Genomic DNA, 17,692 nt, shown 5'->3' on the forward strand with positions numbered 1-17,692 from the left:
CAGATGCGTGCCATCTCGTTCAACGTCACGGTCCCGAGCTTCCTGATCGGGAAGGGGCTAGGTGGACTCACGGAGTCCGCCGTGTTCGGCGCCCTTAGCGGCGTCCGTTTCGGCGCCGTGTCCGAGCCGCCCTTGCCTGCGGAGGACTGGGTGCAGCTCGAGATCCTGAAGGCTGGAATCTGCGGTACCGACATCGGCACGCTGACGTTCAAGGCGAGCCCCGCCATGGAGCCCTTCGCATCGTTCCCCGCCGTGCTCGGGCACGAGATCCTGGCTCGGGTCCTCGAGGTCGGGCCAGCGGTGCGTTCTGTCGAGCCGGGCCAGCGCGTTGCGGTCGACCCGATGATCTCGTGCACGATGCGCGGCTTCGGGGGCGACGCTCGGTGCCGCTCCTGCTCGGCAGGGCTTCACTGCACGTGCGAGCGCAGCGGAGAAGAAGGTGCGTTGACGGTTGACGGTGCCGCGCTCAAGCGTGGTGCCACGATCGGATACCATGCGTCGTTGCCGGGCGGTTGGGCGGAGCGCATGATCGCCCACGAGAGCCAACTGTTCGTGGTAGACGACGGCATGACGGACCGTACCGCGGCGCTGATCGAACCGCTCGCGGTGGGCATGCACGCGGTGCTCGGCTCGCGGCCGTTCGGGGACGGTCCCGTGCTGGTGATCGGGAGCGGCCCGATCGCACTCGGCACGATCTGGGCCCTGCGTACGGCCGGGTACGAGGGCGAGCTGGTCGCGCAGATCAAACGCGAGCACGAAGCCGAGATCGCCCGCGGCCTTGGCGCGAGCACGGTAGTTTCCCCGGGTGACGAAGCGCGCCAAGCCCTCGTGAACACTGGTGCCAACGCCTACATGCCGATCATAGGCGACGAAGTGTACGCCGGCGGCGGTTTCCCGCTCATCTTCGACTGCGTCGGCAGTAGACACACTGTCAAGCAGTGTCTGCGCTACGCGTCCCCCCGCGGCCGGATCGTGATGCTGGGCTGTGCCGCGGAGATCTCCAAGCTGGATCTCACCTTTGTCTGGGCGCGAGAGCTCGACGTGAAGGGGTACGTCGGTTACGGCATCGAGGACTGGCGCGGTGAGCGCGTACACACCTTCCAGATCACACACGACATGCTGCTCGAGACAGGGGCACCGGTGGAACCGATGGTGACCCACGTGTACCCGCTCGAGCAGTACCGCGACGCCCTATCGACCGCTGCAAACCGGAGGCGCACGCTTTCGATCAAGGTGCTGCTGGATCCCACGGCGGGGTGAGCGCGGCTCGCGTCGTCGTGGTGGGCGGAGGCGTAATCGGTGTGAGTTGCGCCTATGCACTCGCGCGGGAGGGCCTCGACGTGGTGCTTCTCGAGCGTGACGAGATTGCCGCCGGAGCTTCCCGCGGCAGTGCGGGCACCGTATCAGCGGGCCATCCTCCCCTGAACAGACCGGGACGGATCAAGCAGGCCATCTCGCAGATGCTCGACCCGAAGAGCCCGCTCTACGTGCCCCCTCGTTGGGACCCCGACTTGTGGCGCTGGTTTGTCACGTTCGCGCGCCACTGTACCGACGCGCACGTCGAGGAGTGCATGCGCATAATGGCGCCACTCGGTATCGATGCCCTCGAGAGCTTCGATCTGCTCATCGAGGAAGAGAACATCGACTGCGGATACCGAGCCGACGGGTACTTCGAGGTCTGCACGACCGAGAAGGGTATGGCCAGAGCTCGACATGAGGCGTCGATCATCGAGCGGAGCGGCTACCACCCCGAGGTCGTCGATGGCGACGAGCTGCGGAGGAGGGAACCTGAGTTCGGAAACGAGGTGATCGGGGGCGTGCACTACCCCGAGGCTCGCACGCTCGACCCTTACCGATTCGTGACCGCAGTCATGGCACGCGCGAAGGAGCGGGGCGTCGAGGTTCGTGAGGGAGCGTGCGTGGGCAGCGTCGCGACCGAGGGCGGGCGTGTGGCGGGCGTGCGCACGCAGTCGGGCGACTTCGTCGGAGCGGATCACGTTGTGCTCGCGACCGGGCCGTTCAGTCTCGAGTTGTCGCGCCGGCTCGGGGTTCGGCTCCCCGTACAGCCCGGAAAGGGGTATCACCGAGATGTCGCCGTAGGCCCCGGCGGAGCACCGCCACTGCGGACTGCGTGCGTGCTCAACGAGACCTCAGTGTTCTGCACGCCGATGGAGGGGTTCGTGCGCTTCGCCGGCACCATGGAGTTTTCCGGGCTGAACAACGTATTGCGGCGTGCTCGGCTCCGGCAGCTCACTGAAGCCGGACGCACATGCTTTCCCCGCCTGGGTGACGCGGAGCCGATCTCCGAATGGTGCGGGCTCCGGCCCATGTCAGCGGATGGGCTGCCGATCGTCGGGCCGTTGGCAGGCATCGACGGACTCAGTATCGCCACGGGTCACGGGATGCTGGGGCTCACGCTCGGCCCCGTGACCGGACGGATCATCGCGAAGCAGGCGGTCGGGCTGACTGAAGCGAAGCACCGACCGCTGGCTCCGGAGCGATTCGCATGACTGCCCTGTCAGCCTTGGGGGGCGTTGCGATTGCGGGCCCCGTTCTCGCGATCTGTCCCGGCCTGCCCATATTGCTAGGCCCTCGTCCGATCGGTCCGTGCTGGGAGGATCCTCATGCCGCCTGAGACGCACTACGCCAAGAGCGGAGACGTCAACATCGCGTACCAGGTCACCGGAGGAGGCTCCCTCGACCTGGTGCTGGTGCCCGGTTGGGTGTCCCACGTGGAGCACGCCTGGGAGGAACCCTCCTTCGCGGGCTTTCTCCACCGCGTGGCATCGTTCTCGCGTCTGATCTTCCTGGACCGGCGGGGGACGGGCCTCTCCGATCCGGTGGCCGGCCTGCCGACGCTGGAGGAGCGGATGGACGACGTCCGCGCTGTGATGGACGCCGCCGGCTCGGAGCGTGCGGCTCTCTTCGGCATCTCCGAGGGCGGTCCGATGTGCTCGTTGTTCGCTGCCACGTACCCGGAGAGAACGACCGCGCTGGTGCTGTACGGCACGATAGCCAGGGGCACGAGGGATGCCGACTACCCATGGGCAATGAGCGACGAGCAGGCCATCCAGTTCCTCGACAGAATCGAGCGCGAGTGGGGCAAGGGTATGACCGCGAAGGTTTTCGCCCCGAGCATCGCTCAGGATGAGCGGCAGGTTCGAGCCTGGGCGCAGTTCGAGCGCCTGGCGGTGAGCCCCGGGGCGGCTCGGATCCTGATCAGGATGTTGCTGGATACCGACGTCAGGAGCGTGCTGCCCACGATCCGGATCCCCACTCTCGTAGTGCACCGAGTCGGTGATCGCGCCGTGTCAGTGGGCGGAGGCCGCTACATCGCGGGACAGATTCCGGGGGCGAAGTACGTCGAGCTCCCCGGCATCGACCACTTCCCCTGGGTCGGCGACTCGGACGCGATCCTGGATGAGGTCGAGGAGTTCCTCACCGGCGTGCGCCACGGACCGGAGCCCGATCGCGTACTCGCCACTGTGATGTTCACCGACATCGTCGGCTCGACGGAGCACGCCGCGGCAATGGGGGATCGCCGTTGGCGAGGCGTCCTCGACCGCTACCACGACGAGACACGAAAATTCGTGAGGATCTTCCGAGGTCGGGAAGTGGACACCGCTGGGGACGGATTCTTCGCCACCTTCGACGGCCCGGCCCGGGGGATCCGCTGTGCGTGTGCGATCCGTGACGCCGTCGCTGACCTGGGGATCTCGATTCGGGCCGGCTTGCACACCGGGGAATGCGAGGTGGCGGGTGACAAGATCCTGGGAATCGCAGTACATCTCGGAGCCCGCGTCCTGGGCCGTGCGGAGCCGAACGAGGTTCTCGTCTCCACGACCGTCAAGGACCTCGTTGCCGGTTCCGGCCTCGGATTCGTCGACCGCGGACTTCATGCATTGAAGGGAATCCCCGGTGAGTGGCGTCTCTTCGCGGCGTCCGACGGCGCCGCGAAATGAGGTTGCCGGGGCCTGCGGGCCGCGGGCCTCCCCAGACGTCTCAGCGGATGTCGACCACGAGGCGTTGCGGAGACCTCATCTCGAGCACCCGCACGCTTCTGGCTTCACTGAGGCCGACGATCCAAGTGACGACGTCGTCCGCGTCACAGGATATGCCGCCCTCGTGCACCCGCGTGAGCTCGTAGCTCTCGGTCCCGATGGACATCGTGCGGCGACCCTGATCGACGATGCGGGCTGGCCGGAGGCGTAGCACCAGGAACTGGTTTCCGGCGAGTTCAGGTGTGTGCTCGACCTCCGGCGGTGCATCTTCGTCCTCGCCGGCATCGGCCCCAACTCCCTCCGTTCCTTCTCCGCATTGCACCCCCACGCCAGGGGGTACGACTCGAATTTCGTATCCCGGGGCTGGCGCGTCTGAACTGAAGGTGAACGTCATGCGGTCGAAGCCCTCGTGACCCGTGACCTCGACGCTCTCGACCATGGAGCGCGGTGCCGCGGGTCTGGGGCTGCGATTGATGGCGTTCGTCGTCCACGGCAGCTCGACCGAGAGGTTGGCCATCTCCAGACCCACGAGATCGGCCTCAGTGAGCGCCTCGCGCTCCAGCGGTCTGATCGCCGTATCCACCACCAGCCCGGCCTGGGCGGTGGATGCTTCCGGCTCGCTCCCACACGCGGGGAGAGCGAGCAGCAGGAAGAATATGCAACTGCGTTTTCGTGTCATCGGAGTGGCGAGGTCAAGTGGGCTGTCAGGACAATGTCGATGTTGGGACGGCTAGAGCTCTAGAGGGATAACCTCTGGGTACACCTTACTGTTCGGCTTGTCGCCGTCCACATCGATTCCCTCGAGCTTGAGCAGCGCGACCTTCGCTGGTAAGCCGCCGCCGAAGCCGGTCAGGCGCCCGTCCGAAGCGACGACGCGGTGGCACGGCACCACGATAGGGATGGGATTGGCGCCGACGGCTTGTCCGACCGCGCGCGCCATGTCGGGCTTGCCCACGTCCCGCGCGACCTGACCGTAGGAAGCGACGCGCCCGTACTCGATGTCGAGCAGTCTGCGATAGACGTCGTGCTGGAAGCTGGTCGTCGAAGCGGCGAAGTCGAGCGAGAGATCGAACGTCTTTCGTTTCTTGGCCAGATAGGCCTGGAGCTGCTCCACGGCCCCCCGCAAGTGGTCGGGCCACGCCTCTAGGGGGTCCGTGTGGTGCCCGCGTGGCAGGGGTCCGAACTCGATCCTGCGGACCCCGGTCGGTGACACCCACATAGTGATAGGGCCCGCCCGAGTGTCTGACAGGTGGGCCGAATGGATCTCAACGGGTGTCAGTGTGCTTTCTCCGACGCATGCTTCTTGAGGGCTTCCTGGAGAGCGTCGAATCCGATCAGCGCGCACTTGATGCGCACCGGAAACTTGCTCACCCCCTCAAGCGCCCGCAGGTCTCCGAGGCTCTTGTCCTTGGCCGCTTCTGCGTCTCCGTGCATGAGAGCGGTGAAGAGGTCGGCGAGCGCGTCTGCGTCGCTCAGGGAGGCACCCTGGATTTTCGCGGTCATCATGCTGATCGACGCCTGGGAGATCGAGCAGCCCTGCCCGATGAACTTGGCTGCCGCGATATGATCGCCCTCGATGCGCAGTTGTAGGCGGATCTCGTCTCCACAGACCGGGTTGGCCATGTGGATCTCTACGGTCTTCTCCTCCAGCTCCGCTTTATTGCGAGGGTTGCGGTAGTGCTCGAGGATAAGCTGCTGGTAGAGCGAGCTGAGTGGGGGTGTTTCCATCGTTCGCTACGTCTGTTGATCGGGGTACCAATGTACGTGTCGCAGTACGCGCGCGCTCGCTCCGGCAGACCCCCACCGGGCGCAGATGCTTCTCAGCCGAAGATGCCGCGCACGATGTCCAGGCCTTCGACGAGTCGATCCACTTCATCCTTCGTATTGTACAGGTAGAACGACGCCCGTGCCGTGGCGGCAACGCCGAAGTGCTTCATCACGAGTTGCGCGCAGTGATGTCCGGCACGTACCGCGATGCCTTCCGCGTCCAGGATCGTCGAGATGTCGTGCGGATGCGCGTCACCGAGCGTGAACGAGACGACGGCGGAGTGTTCGTCGAGCGACTCCGGTCCGTAGATGCGAATGCCCTTGATCGAGCCGACCTGCTCGATGGCGTACGCCAGAAGCTCGCGCCCGTGGGCCGCGATGGCGTCCATGCCGACGCCGGTTAGGAAGTCTACCGCGGCGCCCATCCCGATCGCGCCGGCGATGTTGGGGGTGCCTGCCTCGAACTTGTGGGGCACCTTCGCCCAGGTGCTTTCGTCACGGCCGACGAAGTGGATCATTTCGCCGCCGCCTTGATACGGCGACATCGATTCGAGCAGGTCCTTTCGCGCCCAAAGCGCCCCGATGCCGGTAGGGCCGCACATCTTGTGACCGCTGAACGCATAGCAATCCACGCCGAGATCCTGTACGTCGACCTTGGTATGCACCGCCCCTTGGGCACCGTCGATCACCACGAGCGCCCCGACCTCATGGGCCGCGGCCGCGATCTCCTTGATGGGGTTCACGGTGCCGAGCGCGTTCGAGACATGCGCGACCGCGAGGACCTTCGTGCGACTCGAGAGCAAGGAAGGGAGCTCGTCGAGAACGAGTCGACCCTGGTCGTCGATCTCGATGTAGCGGAGCTTGGCGCCCGTGCGACGAGCGAGCAGCTGCCACGGGATGATGTTCGAGTGGTGCTCCATGGTCGAGATCAGGATCTCGTCGCCTTCGCCGACGTTGTCCAATCCCCAAGCGGTAGCGATGAGGTTGATCGCCTCCGTCGTGCCCCGCGTCCAAACGAGCTCGTCAGCCTCGGGCGCGTTGATCCATCGGGCGACCTTGGCGCGGGCGTCCTCGAAGGCGATGGTCGCTCGCCGCGACAGCTCGTGGATGCCGCGGTGCACGTTGGCGTTGTCGCGCCGGTAGTACTCTTCGAGCGCCCCCAGCACGGCTTTGGGCTTCTGGGACGTGGCCGCGTTGTCGAGATACACGAGCGGCTTGCCGTTGACCGTCTGATCCAGCGCAGGGAACTCCCGCCGGATCTTGATCGGGTCGAGTGCGGTCATCGGTCGTAGCCTCGGTGAGTCTCAGCTCACGTCGATGTAGATCTGTCCAGCGCGAACTTCCACCGGGAACGACTTCACCGGTCGAGTGGCTGGAATGCATATGTTCTTGCCGGTCCTACAGTCGAAGCGGGCACCGTGGTAGATACAGAGGATCTCGTTACCCTCCAGCTCTCCGTCGGAGAGTGGAAACGCCTCGTGGGAGCACTCGTCTTCGAGCGCGTAGACAGTTCCTTCGAAGTTGGCGAGCACGATTTCGGTGCTGCCGGCGGTCACGCCCTTGAGTTGGCCGACCGGGCAGTCAGCCGCGGCGGCCACCTGGATCCAACTAGCCATGCGGCGTGCTCCGGGTCACGACGGGCTCGCTAGTCGTGCTGTGCGAGCTTCTGTTCGATGACTCGCGTCACCTTATCCACGACACTACCCAGCGGGAGCTTCGCCAGGACCTCTCCTAGGAAGCCGAGAACCACGAGGCGCTCGGCTTGGATGAGGCTCAGGCCGCGGCTCATCAGGTAGAACCTCGCTTCGGCGTCGAGTTGGCCGACGGTGGCGGCGTGGGAGCACTTCACGTCGTCGGCCTCGATTTCGAGATTCGGCAACGAGTCGGCGCGAGACTCCGGGGAGAGCAAGAGATTCCGGTTGGTCTGATACGCGTCGGTGCCTTGGGCACCGGGCAGCACTCGGATGATGCCGCGAAAGGCCGCGCGGCTGGCACCGTCGAGCGCACCCTTGTAGAGCAGGTCGCTCGAAGTGTTCGGCGCGACGTGGTCCTGGCTGGTGTTGAAGTCGAAATGCTGGTCACCGTCCCCGAAGTAGAGACCCAGCATGTCCGAATTCGCACCGGGACCGAGCAGGCGAGCGTTCAGGTCGACACGTGTCACCGACGCGCCGAGCGCCACGTTGAGCGTATCGAGCTTCGCGTCGCGCTGCGCGAGCGTGCGTTGCACCGACTGGTAGAACGCCCCGCGACCTAGCCGCTGCACGGCCACGTACTGTACCTGTGCGCCGTCGCGCGCGATCAGCTCTACCACCGTGGACGTATACGTCTGCGACTCGAAGTCGTCGGACAGGACTTCGTCGACATAGGAGATCTGACTTTCGGGTTCGGCCACGATGAGTACGCGGCTGAAATACGCGGTGCCAGCCTCGCTCAGCCACCGCGTGACACAGACGGGCCGCTCGAGTCGCACGCCCTTGGGCACGTACAGGAAGATGCCGTCGATCCAGAGCGCCGCGTTGAGCGCCGCGAACTTGCCTTCTTCGGCAGGAACCGCCTCGGTGGCGAGGTGCTCCCGCACGAGCTGTTCGTGGTTCGTGATCGCTTCGTGCAGCGACTCGAAGATCACGCCCCGCGCCGCGAGCTTCTCGTCGACGTCGGCATGAACGACGTGACCGTCGATAATGACGATGCGACCCGAGGCTTCCCGGTCCTCGTCCATGGCCTCGCGCAGTCGCTCGGGCCACGTGGCCGGATCAGCCGAGAGCGTGTCGGCATCGCTGAGCCGAAGCGCGTCGAGATCGAGCTTCTTCTTGAGGTCCGTGTAGCGCCACTCTTCGAGTCGCGTCGTCGGCATCGGAGTGCGCTCGTACACGTCCCAAGCATGCTCCCGGCGCTCGCGCAGCCACACGGGCTCGCCCATGCCGATCCGCTCGACCGCCTCGGAATCGAGGGCGGCCCTTACCCGCTCTGTGAGGGTATCCCCCGTCATCCCACAGAGCCTTCCATTTCCATTTCGATCAGCCTGTTGAGCTCCACCGCGTACTCGAGCGGTAGCTTCTTGGCGATCGGCTCGATGAAGCCGCGCACGATCATCGCCATCGCTTCATCCTTGGCGATTCCGCGACTCGCCAGGTAGAAGAGCTGTTCCTCACCGATCTTCGAGACCGAAGCTTCGTGACCGATGTTCGCGTCGTTCTCTTCGATCTCGATGTACGGATACGTGTCCGTCCGCGAGGTGTCGTTGATCAGCAGCGCGTCGCACTCGACGTTGGAGCGTGCGTGGTGCGCACCCTTGTGCACCTTGCACAGGCCGCGGTACGTCGAGCGTCCGGTCCCCTTCGAGATCGACTTGGAGGTGATCGAGGAGGTCGTATGCGGCGCCACGTGGATCACTTTGCCGCCGGTGTCCTGGTGCTGGCCGTCGCCCGCGTACGCGATCGACATGATCTCGCCATGCGCGCCTTCGCCGACCAGGTAGCAGGACGGGTACTTCATGGTGAGCTTCGAGCCGAGGTTGCCGTCCAGCCACTCCATGGTGGCGTTCTCGTGCACGATCGACCGTTGGGTGACGAGGTTGTACATGTTGTTCGACCAGTTCTGGATGGTCGTGTACCGGAACCGAGCGTTCTTCTTGACGACGATCTCGATGACGCCCGAGTGGAACGATTCGGTCGTGTAGACCGGCGCGGTGCACCCTTCGATGTAGTGCGCTTGCGCGCCCTCGTCGATGATGATGAGCGTGCGCTCGAACTGACCCATTCGCTCCTGGTTCACCCGGAAGTACGCCTGCAGGGGTGTGTCGATCGAGACGCCCTTCGGGATGTATACGAACGAGCCGCCGGACCAGACCGCCGCGTTCATCGCAGCGAACTTGTTGTCGTGCATCGGGATGATGGTGCCGAAGTGCTCGCGGAAGAGCTCGGGGTGGTTCTTCAGACCGTCTTCGATGGAATCGAAGATGACGCCCTGATCCGCCCACTCCTCGCGCAACGAGTGGTACACCATTTCGGACTCGTACTGTGCGCCCACGCCGGCGAGGACCTTACGTTCGGCCTCGGGGATGCCGAGCTTCTCGAACGTGTCCTTGATCTCGTCGGGCACGTCGTCCCAGGAGCGCTCCATCTGGTCCTGAGGCCGCACATAGAAGTAGATCTCATCGAGCACCGCTTCGAGACTGGAGAGGTCGCCGCCCCACTTGGGCATCGGCTTCGAGTTGTAGACTTTGAGGGCCTTGAGGCGGTACTCGAGCATCCACTCCGGCTCTTCCTTGTGCGCGGAGATCTGCCGGACCACTTTCTCGTTCAGGCCCTTCTCGGCACGGAAGACCGGCTCAGTGTCGGTGACGAAGTCGTACTTGTATTCGTCGAGTCCGAGGTCTTGGATGGTTTCGTTCTGTGGCATGAAGGTCTCCTTGGCGTCTTCAGACGCCGTTCGTTACTGAGTCCGCGTCGCGCCAGCCCTTGTAGCCTTGGGCCTCGAGCGCGAGCGCGACTTCCGGCCCACCGGAGCGGACGATACGACCGTCGACCATGACGTGAACGCGGTCGGGCTCGATGTGGTCCAGAAGTCTCTGGTAGTGCGTGATGAGGAGGATCGACATCTCGGGATCTTCCTCAGTCAACTTGTTCACCCCGTTTGCGACGACCTTGAGCGCGTCGATATCGAGGCCTGAGTCGGTCTCGTCCAGCACGGCGAGCTTGGGCCTCAGCATAGCCATCTGGAGGATCTCGTTCCGCTTCTTCTCACCGCCGCTGAAGCCGTCGTTTACGTTACGCTCGGCGAACGAGACGTCCATATCGAGCAGCTCCATGCGCTCGGTCAGGATGTCCGAGAAGTCGAAGATGTCGAGCTCCTCACCATCTGCCAGGTGGGCTTGCACCGCCGTGCGAAGGAAGTTCGCAATGGAGACGCCGGGGATCTCTACAGGATACTGGAAGGCGAGGAAGATTCCCGCCTGCGAGCGCTCGTCGGCCTCGAGCTCGAACAGATCACTGCCCTGGAACATGACCGAGCCGGACGTCACTTCGTAGCCAGGGTGGCCGGCGAGAACCTTGGCTAGGGTGCTCTTTCCCGAGCCGTTCGGACCCATAATCGCGTGGATCTCGCCTTTACCGATCTCGAGATCGATCCCATTGAGGATCGGGATCTCTTCGTCGGTGACCTTGGCTTCGAGGCCCTCTATCTTCAGAATGGGAGCGTCACTCATTCGTTCCTCAGACAAGGTGCGGAGCCCTTGGCCGCTTATCAAGAATGATTCTATGTTTCAGGTCCAGAAAGCTAGACGGGTCGATTAGGGGGGTCAAGTGGGGGTAGACAGTGCCGATTCTCCGCATCATACGGTCGATTCCGCGGGTCTGCAGGAGCTCGGTGATGGCGCCTGGCTGGTGCTCGGCGGTGGAGGTCTGAAGGGTCTCGCACACGTTGGTGTGTGGCAGGCCCTTACGGAAGCAGGGGTGCGTCCCACCGGTATCGTCGGAACCAGCATTGGCGCTTTGGTCGGAGCGCTGGCGGCGAGTGGCATGACGTGGCAGGAGATGCGGAAGCACGCTCTCGCGCTCGAGAAACCGGACATCGTGCGCCTGAACCGGCGTGTGGCGTGGATCAACGGGATCCGTCAACCGAGCGTGTTCCTGGGCGATGCGCTCATGGAATACTACGCGAAGCTGCTCCCGGACCGGGGCTGGGACGCGATGGAAGTACCCTTCCTTCTCAACGCCGTGGATCTCACCGATGGCTCGACCGAGTGGTTCGGCACGGATGCTAGGACGGATATTTCACTGGTGGAGGCCGTGTACGCGTCGTCGGCGCTTCCGGTTTTCTACCCGCCCTTCGAGCAGGGGGGGCGTGCCTTCGTGGACGGCGGGACCGCGCATCCGCTCGCGCTCGACCGTGCGGAGCAACAGGGGGCGACTGGCATCGTGGGGGTCGACGTCGGCTCCGGGGAGACTGGCGATTGTGAGAAGATCCTCGCGCAGGGCATCCTCGGCGTGCACCAACGCATCTTCTCCATCATGACGTGGCGTCGTCGCCGTGACCTGCTCGCCCAATGGGACGGCCCGCCGCTCATGTACGTGCGGCCCCGCCTCGACGGCTTCGAGACATTCGACTTCGACAACGTCGAGTACTTCGTCGACGAAGGGTATCGAGCGATGAAGGAAGCGCTGGAGGGATAGCGCACTGGATGGCGCGGCGCCTCGGCACCGCTCTGGCCGCCACGGTCATCCCGGCCGCGAGGGCGACCCGGACCGATCCCACGATCACACTTCGGCAGGAGTGTGGTAGGCGGCTCGTTCCTTGCTCGGCATCGCCTGGCTCATTATGAAGATGGAGTCGTCCTGTATCCGTCTTCGGAGTCCCACACATGAAGCGTATCGTCGTCACGTCGACCTTCCTCGTCCTGGCCGCCACTTCGCCTGCAACGTCCCAGAACATTGCACGCCTCGAGTCCCAGACTGAGGTGATCCGAATTGAGCGAGGTGCCACCGCCCCTCTGGTGATCTCCGCGTTCGATGCCGCGGGGCGACCCACGGACGGCGCGCTCCGGGTGTCGGGCCCCCGGAGGGGGCTGGCTGTGGACGGGACGTCCGTGAGGGGACTCATCGTGGGTGAATACGAAGTCGTAATAACGAGCGTGGCGATTGGCGGAGCTGAGCCCGTGACGTTGCGCGTCCCCGTGCACGTCGTTTGGCCGGCGATCAGCGAAGTGCGGATCGAAACAGACGGCGGCCGGCTGTACCAAGGCGCTCGTGTCTTGCACGGGGTCGTCGCGTCCCACAGTGACGGCTCTCAGCGGCCGTTCTCCGAGGTCGCGTGGGCCAGCTCAGACGAAGACGTTGCCACCGTCGACGCGTTCGGAAACGTGCGTGCCGTCGGCACCGGCACCGTGACCATCTCCGCCACCGTGGAAGGTGTACGCGGCGACGTGACCCATTCGGTGGTGGCGTCGCCCATCGTGTCGATGACGCTCGAAGGCGGCCGACAGCAGGTACGCACCGGCGACGTGCAGAGCTTCACCGCCACGGCCTTCGACGAAGGCGGCTCGGCGGTGGACGACGCACCGATCACGTGGAGTTTCGTCTACCAGCCAGACGACTCGATCAAGGCGCCGGCGGGTCCGGCGCAGATTCTCGACGGGCGCATGGTCGCGGACGTGCCAGGCGTGTACACCGCGATGGCTTCGAGCGCCGGTGCGTCCGTGGAATACTCGTTCCGGGTCGTCCCCCGGAACGTGATTCGCAAGATCGAAGTGGTGGGCCACGGCAGCGAGGCGCGCATCTTCACGACCGACTTCTGGATCTGGGAGGGACTCGACGGTCGCGACTACGCTCTGACGGGTTCCAAGTACGGGGACGGTATTTCTATGGTCTGGGACGTAACGGACCCGACGAACATCTTCAAGACCGATTCGATTCCCCTCGACGCGCGCACGACCAACGATATGAAGGTCTCGCCGGACGGGCGTTACGGGGTCATTTCCAGGGAGGGCGCGTCGAACCGGCGGAACGGTCTCGTGATTCTCGACCTTGCAGAGCCGGCCCACCCCAGGATCGCGTCGACCTTCGAAAGCCACGGAGTGACCGGCGGCGTGCACAACATGTTCGCGACGAACGACTACCTGTTCTCCCTGGCGAACGGGGACAAATACGTCATCATCGACATGCGCGACCTCGAGAATCCGGAGTACGTCAGCGAGTACAACCACCCCGACTCGCGCGTCCACGACATTTGGGTACACGACGGGCTCGTTTACTCGGCGGAGTGGGAGACCGGCGTAGTCGTGGTGGACGTCGGAAACGGGAAATGGGGCGGTTCGATCGAGAACCCGCAGCTCGTGACGGTCTTTCCGACCACGACGGGCTCCACGCACGCGATCTTCCCCTACTACCAGGAGTCGACAGGACGCCTCTTGCTCATCGTGGGTGACGAGCGCGTGCAACGTCGTGGTCTCGCGTGGGAGGGCACCGGGCCCGATCACCGACAGCAGTACGACCCGGTCACGGGCAAGGGTGGTTATCCTCGCGCGACGTCCGGCTACACCCAGATTTTCGACTTCACTGATCCGATGAACCCGGTGCAACTCGCGCGCTACGAGGCCAGCGAATACGGCACGCACAACATGTGGGTCGAGGACGACATCCTCTACCAGGCGTACTACGAGGGCGGCGTGCGCATGGTCGACATCTCGGGTGACCTCATGGGCAATCTCTACACCCAGGGCCGCGAGATGGCGGTGTTCAAGGCACACGATCCTCTCGGCTACATCCCCAATTCGCCAGGGGTTTGGAGCGTGATGCCGTGGAAGGGCAATATCTTCTTCAGCGACATCAACTCCGGCATGTGGGCGGTGAAGATGCAGCCTGCGGACCGGCCGATCTCGTAGGGTGCGCCGCCGCCTGCTGGCCCCCAACTCGTCTGGCGGAGGGAGAGGCGTCGGATTGCTTCATGTGTGATGGCTCCTGCGAAATCCGTCCCTTTCACAGAGCGTATGTGATTTCGACTTCGGACCAACCCTCAGCGCGCACGGCATGAGACTCCCACGGCTCGTTCCTGTCCTCAGTATCACGCTCGCGCTTGCCGCGTGCGCTGACTCGATTCCGGGTCCCGGCACGATGACCGTGACCCTCGAGGGTCCGTTCGTGACCGAGGGCGCGGCGCTCATCTCGATATTCGGCGCCGGCATCACCGGCGTGACTCAGATCAACAGTCGGGTTTTCGGCAAGCACCACGCCGACTCGTTCATCGTGGTCGTGGTCGCGGAGCCGTCGGCGGAGCTGTCCTTTGGGCTACAGGTGCTCGACACGCTCGCTTCGTTCGAGGCACACGTGCTCCAGGTGGCCGCGCCGCATGACGCGCTGCGTAACATCCTCGCCGAGTACCACGTGGAGATACGGCGATGACAGCGCGGTGCGGCAGGCGTCTGTGGGCGCAAGCGGCCATCGGCCGACTGTCGATCGCCCTGTTGCTTGTCTGCCAGACGCCGGCGTGGTCGACCGGGTCTCTCTGGGCCCAGGACATCGAGGCGCTCGCCGAGCTCCGCGGGCTGACGCTCCCACAGAGCTACTACGATCGCGTCGCCCAGGACCGGGGCGCGTTCGAACTACCGAACGGACTCTTTCGCGTGAATGCCCAGGGTCAGGTGGAGCCGGTGCGCGACATCGGCGGGATCCACCGCCTCGTGGTTCTGCCCGCTCTCTTCTCCGATTCGGAGGAGCCGCACATCACGCGGGAGATGATCCAGGCTTCGCTCTTCGACGGGCCGGCGCCGTACGGGACCATTACCGAAGCGTACGCGGAGATGTCACGCGGTCAGTTCACGCTGCTGGGTGACGTGCTTCCTTGGGTCCGCACCTCGCGACCGATGGAGGTCGTCGTGGGCGAGGACAACGGACTCGGTAGCGACGCCGACCTAGGACCATACTTCCTGGAGGCGCTGCAGCTCGCCGACGCGACGACCGACTTCGGCCTCTACGACAACGACGGCCCGGACAACGTGCCCAACAGCGGCGATGACGACGGCTTCGTCGACGCGATGACGTTCGAGTTCATCGAGATCGCGGGTTCTTGTGGCGGTCCGTCGATCTGGCCACATCGTTCAGGGCTCGCACCTCGGAACAATGGGGAGCCGTATACCACCAACGATGCTCGCCCGGACGGCGGCTTCGTCCAGGTCAATGGCTACATCGTACAGAGTGCGACCGACTGCGAGGGCCTCGACGTCCAGATCGCCAACACCATATCTCACGAGTACGGACACGTGCTGGGCCTGCCGGATTACTACCATCCGACCGCGGCCGGGGGACCCGTCGGGCGGCGATGGATCCTCGGCTGCTGGGCGCTCATGGCGGCGGGCTCGTGGGGATGCGGCCCGGTCGAGGATCGCGTTCCCTATGGTCCTTCGCACATGAGTGCGCGCTCAAAGAACGTGCTCGGTTGGCTGGATTTCACGGAGGTCGGCCTCGAGCCGGTCAGCAGTCGGGAGTACGTGCTCGATCCGGTGCAGACTTCAGGCGATGCGCTACGCATTCATCTCGACCAGGGCGGTAGTGAGTACCTGTTGGTGGAGTATCGAGCCCAAGTCGGATTCGACCACGGGATCCCGGCCGACGGCGTGCTCATCTACCACCAGGAGCTGGGTGCCGCGCTGAGACCGAACCCCAGCAGTGGCAATCCGTACTTCCTAGCGTTGCTCGAGCAGGATGACAACGACGGGTTGATCAGGAACAGCTTCGAGGGAGGTAATCGCGGGGAAGCCGGTGACGCTTGGGGTGTCGGCGGGGTGTCGAACGAGCTCAGCAGCATCACCTCTCCGAGTACGCGCCTGAACGACGGCAGTGCCACGCAGGTGGTCTTCCACTCGATCGTCGTGAAGAACGGGCAAGCCCGTATCACGCTGTCGACGCAACTGGTCGTCGAGGAGCAGCGGATTGTGCAGTTCTTCCTGGAGCCGAACTCCGATCCGCTGTCCGAGCTCGAGATTGCCTACGTGGACAGCGAGGGCAACCGTAACGGTCGGCTGGACGTGGGGGACCTGCGCCGGTGGATGAGGGAGCATGGGAACTAAAACGAGCCCCGCCCAGCCGTAACTGGACGGGACTCGCATCGAGCCCGCTGGTGAGGTGCGTGTGAATTAGCGGGACCCGATATCTCCTTCATCCACCTCGTCGTCCTCGGCGGTCACGACGGAAATAGTCACGCCCCTGCCAACCCCCGCGGTCGCTACGGAATCCACTAGGGCCTCCTCGCCCGCGCATTCCACGTGCCCTTCCACCGGCGGAAGCCCGGTCCCGACGTCTGATTCGATTGAGGGACTCTTGCTGTCCTTCGGTCAGGATCGACTCGAGTCTGTCGCGTTGCTGTCCGTCCCGTCCGCGCTTCGCCTCCTCTCGCTCTTCCATCGCCGCCATGACGTCGCTGCGCCGGATGAGACCTGCGGCGTATTGGGACTGTACCTCGGTCATTGCCACCATTTCGGCGGTGCGCCGCTGGACGTTCTCACGTCGGATCGCGTCGAGCTGGTCTACCTGATCTTCGGTCAACTCCAGGCGCTCGCGCAGGCGCATGATCGACTCTACGCCGCCCTGCTGCCGACCCTGCGTGCCTCTCACCTGAGAGCCGCGTCGGGCCTGTTGGGCCGTGAGGTCTGTCATCCCGGTCGCGAAAAGCGTCGCGAGGACTAGAAAGCCACCCGTCATCATCTTCATCACATGCTCCTTCACTCCATCGCCCGCTCGTGGAAGCGAGCGCTGCTCGTACGTCTGTGAAGCGATAGAGGCAGCCGGGAGGGGCTTCGTTAAAGACCGTGCTAGCCGGGATCGGTGGCGAGAGCGTCGCGGAGGGTTCGGGACCACTCAGCTAGAGAGACGCGCAGGTAACGCGCGGGCTCCTCGATGCTTCGGCCGATCGGACCCTCAGACCCGGGCTCGACGCTCACGTGCACCAGCGTCGGGCCGGGTGTGGTGAGGATGTCCGGAACGGCCTCGACGTATTCCCTGGGGTCGTCGAAACGGAAGACCCGGGGAAATCCTGCTGCTTCTGCCATCGCCGCGTAGTCGACGGAGCCGGCAGCCGGAACCGGCTGGCTGTCGGTGATCTCGTAGGTACCGTTGTCGACCACGATGAGCACGAGGTTGGTCGCCGCGGCCCCGACCACTGTCGCCAACGTGCCCAGGGTCATGAGCATGCTGCCGTCCCCGTTCAGGCAAACCACTGTTCGACTTGGACGCGCGAGCGCGATCCCCAACGCGAGGTCGGCCGCATGTCCCATCGCGCTGTCGGCAGAGGCGAAGTCGAGGTCGTGATCAGAGAGTCGCCCCCAGGCGCGAGTGACGCTCATGGTCGTGACGACGACCTCGTTCGTTCGGTGGCGCGCGAGCGGCTCGAGGAGTTGTGCCCGTGTCAGCATGAGCGCGGATCGGGCATCAGAG

The 17,692-nt window shown here is 64.6% G+C and carries 17 protein-coding genes; 7 read left to right on the top strand and 10 right to left on the bottom strand.

The features are described from left to right. Positions 1–3: 3 nt before the first annotated feature. From IIB36_05690 to IIB36_05700, 3 genes are all read left to right on the top strand, one after another. Positions 4–1,260, top strand: coding sequence for an alcohol dehydrogenase catalytic domain-containing protein (locus IIB36_05690; GenBank protein ID MCH7531244.1), 1,257 nt, complete (start codon positions 4–6; stop codon positions 1,258–1,260). Then, entirely contained in the window at positions 1,257–2,510 is a 1,254-nt protein-coding gene (locus IIB36_05695; GenBank protein MCH7531245.1) for an FAD-dependent oxidoreductase, read from the top strand. Before IIB36_05690 ends, IIB36_05695 begins: the two co-directional genes overlap by 4 nt. 114 nt (positions 2,511–2,624) lie before the next feature. Then, positions 2,625–3,962: an adenylate/guanylate cyclase domain-containing protein gene (locus IIB36_05700; GenBank protein ID MCH7531246.1), complete on the top strand. Its 1,338-nt coding sequence runs from the start codon at positions 2,625–2,627 to the stop codon at positions 3,960–3,962. A 40-nt stretch (positions 3,963–4,002) separates the two neighbouring features. On the opposite strand, the gene IIB36_05705 is transcribed toward IIB36_05700, so the two are convergent. The 8 genes from IIB36_05705 to sufC all read right to left on the bottom strand — a co-directional run bounded on the left by IIB36_05705 (position 4,003) and on the right by sufC (position 10,974). Then, positions 4,003–4,680, bottom strand: a complete 678-nt coding sequence (locus tag IIB36_05705; GenBank protein ID MCH7531247.1) for a hypothetical protein — start codon at positions 4,678–4,680, stop codon at positions 4,003–4,005. Positions 4,681–4,731: 51 nt separating this feature from the next. Further along, complete coding sequence (locus IIB36_05710) at positions 4,732–5,220, bottom strand: methylated-DNA--[protein]-cysteine S-methyltransferase (GenBank protein MCH7531248.1); 489 nt, start codon at positions 5,218–5,220, stop codon at positions 4,732–4,734. 56 nt (positions 5,221–5,276) lie between these two features. Continuing rightward, a complete protein-coding gene (locus IIB36_05715) occupies positions 5,277–5,729 on the bottom strand; it encodes an SUF system NifU family Fe-S cluster assembly protein (GenBank protein ID MCH7531249.1) in 453 nt (150 codons plus the stop codon). Positions 5,730–5,821: 92 nt separating this feature from the next. Beyond that, positions 5,822–7,051 (bottom strand): cysteine desulfurase, encoded by a 1,230-nt coding sequence (locus IIB36_05720; protein MCH7531250.1) that lies wholly within the window; start codon positions 7,049–7,051, stop codon positions 5,822–5,824. Between the two features lie 21 nt (positions 7,052–7,072). Next, the gene (locus tag IIB36_05725; GenBank protein ID MCH7531251.1) at positions 7,073–7,384 is read right to left on the bottom strand and encodes a non-heme iron oxygenase ferredoxin subunit; all 312 of its coding nucleotides are present in this window, start codon (positions 7,382–7,384) and stop codon (positions 7,073–7,075) included. Between the two features lie 29 nt (positions 7,385–7,413). Next, positions 7,414–8,757 (bottom strand): Fe-S cluster assembly protein SufD, encoded by a 1,344-nt coding sequence (gene sufD, locus IIB36_05730; protein MCH7531252.1) that lies wholly within the window; start codon positions 8,755–8,757, stop codon positions 7,414–7,416. Then, the gene (gene sufB / locus IIB36_05735; GenBank protein MCH7531253.1) at positions 8,754–10,169 is read right to left on the bottom strand and encodes a Fe-S cluster assembly protein SufB; all 1,416 of its coding nucleotides are present in this window, start codon (positions 10,167–10,169) and stop codon (positions 8,754–8,756) included. The genes sufD and sufB overlap by 4 nt, the downstream gene beginning before the upstream one ends. Positions 10,170–10,188: 19 nt before the next feature. Next, complete coding sequence (sufC, locus tag IIB36_05740) at positions 10,189–10,974, bottom strand: Fe-S cluster assembly ATPase SufC (GenBank protein MCH7531254.1); 786 nt, start codon at positions 10,972–10,974, stop codon at positions 10,189–10,191. A 97-nt stretch (positions 10,975–11,071) separates the two neighbouring features. Here sufC and IIB36_05745 point away from each other — a divergent pair, with 97 nt between their 5' ends. The 4 genes from IIB36_05745 (at position 11,072) to IIB36_05760 (ending at position 16,329) form a co-directional block, all read left to right on the top strand. Then, the gene (locus tag IIB36_05745; GenBank protein ID MCH7531255.1) at positions 11,072–11,941 is read left to right on the top strand and encodes a patatin-like phospholipase family protein; all 870 of its coding nucleotides are present in this window, start codon (positions 11,072–11,074) and stop codon (positions 11,939–11,941) included. Positions 11,942–12,129: 188 nt separating this feature from the next. Further along, on the top strand, positions 12,130–14,148 hold the full coding sequence (locus IIB36_05750) for an Ig-like domain-containing protein (protein ID MCH7531256.1): 2,019 nt from the start codon (positions 12,130–12,132) through the stop codon (positions 14,146–14,148). A gap of 145 nt (positions 14,149–14,293) precedes the next feature. Then, a complete protein-coding gene (locus IIB36_05755) occupies positions 14,294–14,665 on the top strand; it encodes a hypothetical protein (GenBank protein MCH7531257.1) in 372 nt (123 codons plus the stop codon). Then, positions 14,662–16,329 carry an immune inhibitor A gene (locus IIB36_05760; protein MCH7531258.1) on the top strand — a complete coding sequence of 556 codons (1,668 nt, stop codon included), beginning with the start codon at positions 14,662–14,664 and terminating at the stop codon, positions 16,327–16,329. Before IIB36_05755 ends, IIB36_05760 begins: the two co-directional genes overlap by 4 nt. Positions 16,330–16,417: 88 nt before the next feature. Here the strand turns inward: IIB36_05760 and IIB36_05765 are convergent, their stop codons facing one another. Then, complete coding sequence (locus IIB36_05765; protein ID MCH7531259.1) at positions 16,418–16,969, bottom strand: Spy/CpxP family protein refolding chaperone; 552 nt, start codon at positions 16,967–16,969, stop codon at positions 16,418–16,420. Positions 16,970–17,070: 101 nt separating this feature from the next. Further along, complete coding sequence (locus IIB36_05770; protein MCH7531260.1) at positions 17,071–17,670, bottom strand: thiamine pyrophosphate-binding protein; 600 nt, start codon at positions 17,668–17,670, stop codon at positions 17,071–17,073. Positions 17,671–17,692: the final 22 nt, after the last annotated feature.

The organism is Gemmatimonadota bacterium, from assembly GCA_022560615.1.
In the GTDB taxonomy this organism is placed as follows: Bacteria; Gemmatimonadota; Gemmatimonadetes; order Longimicrobiales; family Gaopeijiaceae; genus UBA1138.

Bases quoted from the DNA above. Each gene is read 5' to 3' on its own strand.
- IIB36_05700 (MCH7531246.1), top strand. From the start codon at position 2,625: ATGCCGCCTGAGACGCACTACGCCAAGAGCGGAGACGTCAACATCGCG.
- IIB36_05770 (MCH7531260.1), bottom strand. From the start codon at position 17,670: ATGCTGACACGGGCACAACTCCTCGAGCCGCTCGCGCGCCACCGAACG.
- IIB36_05715 (MCH7531249.1), bottom strand. From the start codon at position 5,729: ATGGAAACACCCCCACTCAGCTCGCTCTACCAGCAGCTTATCCTCGAG.
- IIB36_05755 (MCH7531257.1), top strand. From the start codon at position 14,294: ATGAGACTCCCACGGCTCGTTCCTGTCCTCAGTATCACGCTCGCGCTT.
- IIB36_05690 (MCH7531244.1), top strand. From the start codon at position 4: ATGCGTGCCATCTCGTTCAACGTCACGGTCCCGAGCTTCCTGATCGGG.
- sufC (MCH7531254.1), bottom strand. From the start codon at position 10,974: ATGAGTGACGCTCCCATTCTGAAGATAGAGGGCCTCGAAGCCAAGGTC.
- IIB36_05760 (MCH7531258.1), top strand. From the start codon at position 14,662: ATGACAGCGCGGTGCGGCAGGCGTCTGTGGGCGCAAGCGGCCATCGGC.
- IIB36_05720 (MCH7531250.1), bottom strand. From the start codon at position 7,051: ATGACCGCACTCGACCCGATCAAGATCCGGCGGGAGTTCCCTGCGCTG.
- IIB36_05705 (MCH7531247.1), bottom strand. From the start codon at position 4,680: ATGACACGAAAACGCAGTTGCATATTCTTCCTGCTGCTCGCTCTCCCC.
- IIB36_05750 (MCH7531256.1), top strand. From the start codon at position 12,130: ATGAAGCGTATCGTCGTCACGTCGACCTTCCTCGTCCTGGCCGCCACT.
- IIB36_05725 (MCH7531251.1), bottom strand. From the start codon at position 7,384: ATGGCTAGTTGGATCCAGGTGGCCGCCGCGGCTGACTGCCCGGTCGGC.
- sufD (MCH7531252.1), bottom strand. From the start codon at position 8,757: ATGACGGGGGATACCCTCACAGAGCGGGTAAGGGCCGCCCTCGATTCC.
- IIB36_05710 (MCH7531248.1), bottom strand. From the start codon at position 5,220: ATGTGGGTGTCACCGACCGGGGTCCGCAGGATCGAGTTCGGACCCCTG.
- sufB (MCH7531253.1), bottom strand. From the start codon at position 10,169: ATGCCACAGAACGAAACCATCCAAGACCTCGGACTCGACGAATACAAG.
- IIB36_05765 (MCH7531259.1), bottom strand. From the start codon at position 16,969: ATGAAGATGATGACGGGTGGCTTTCTAGTCCTCGCGACGCTTTTCGCG.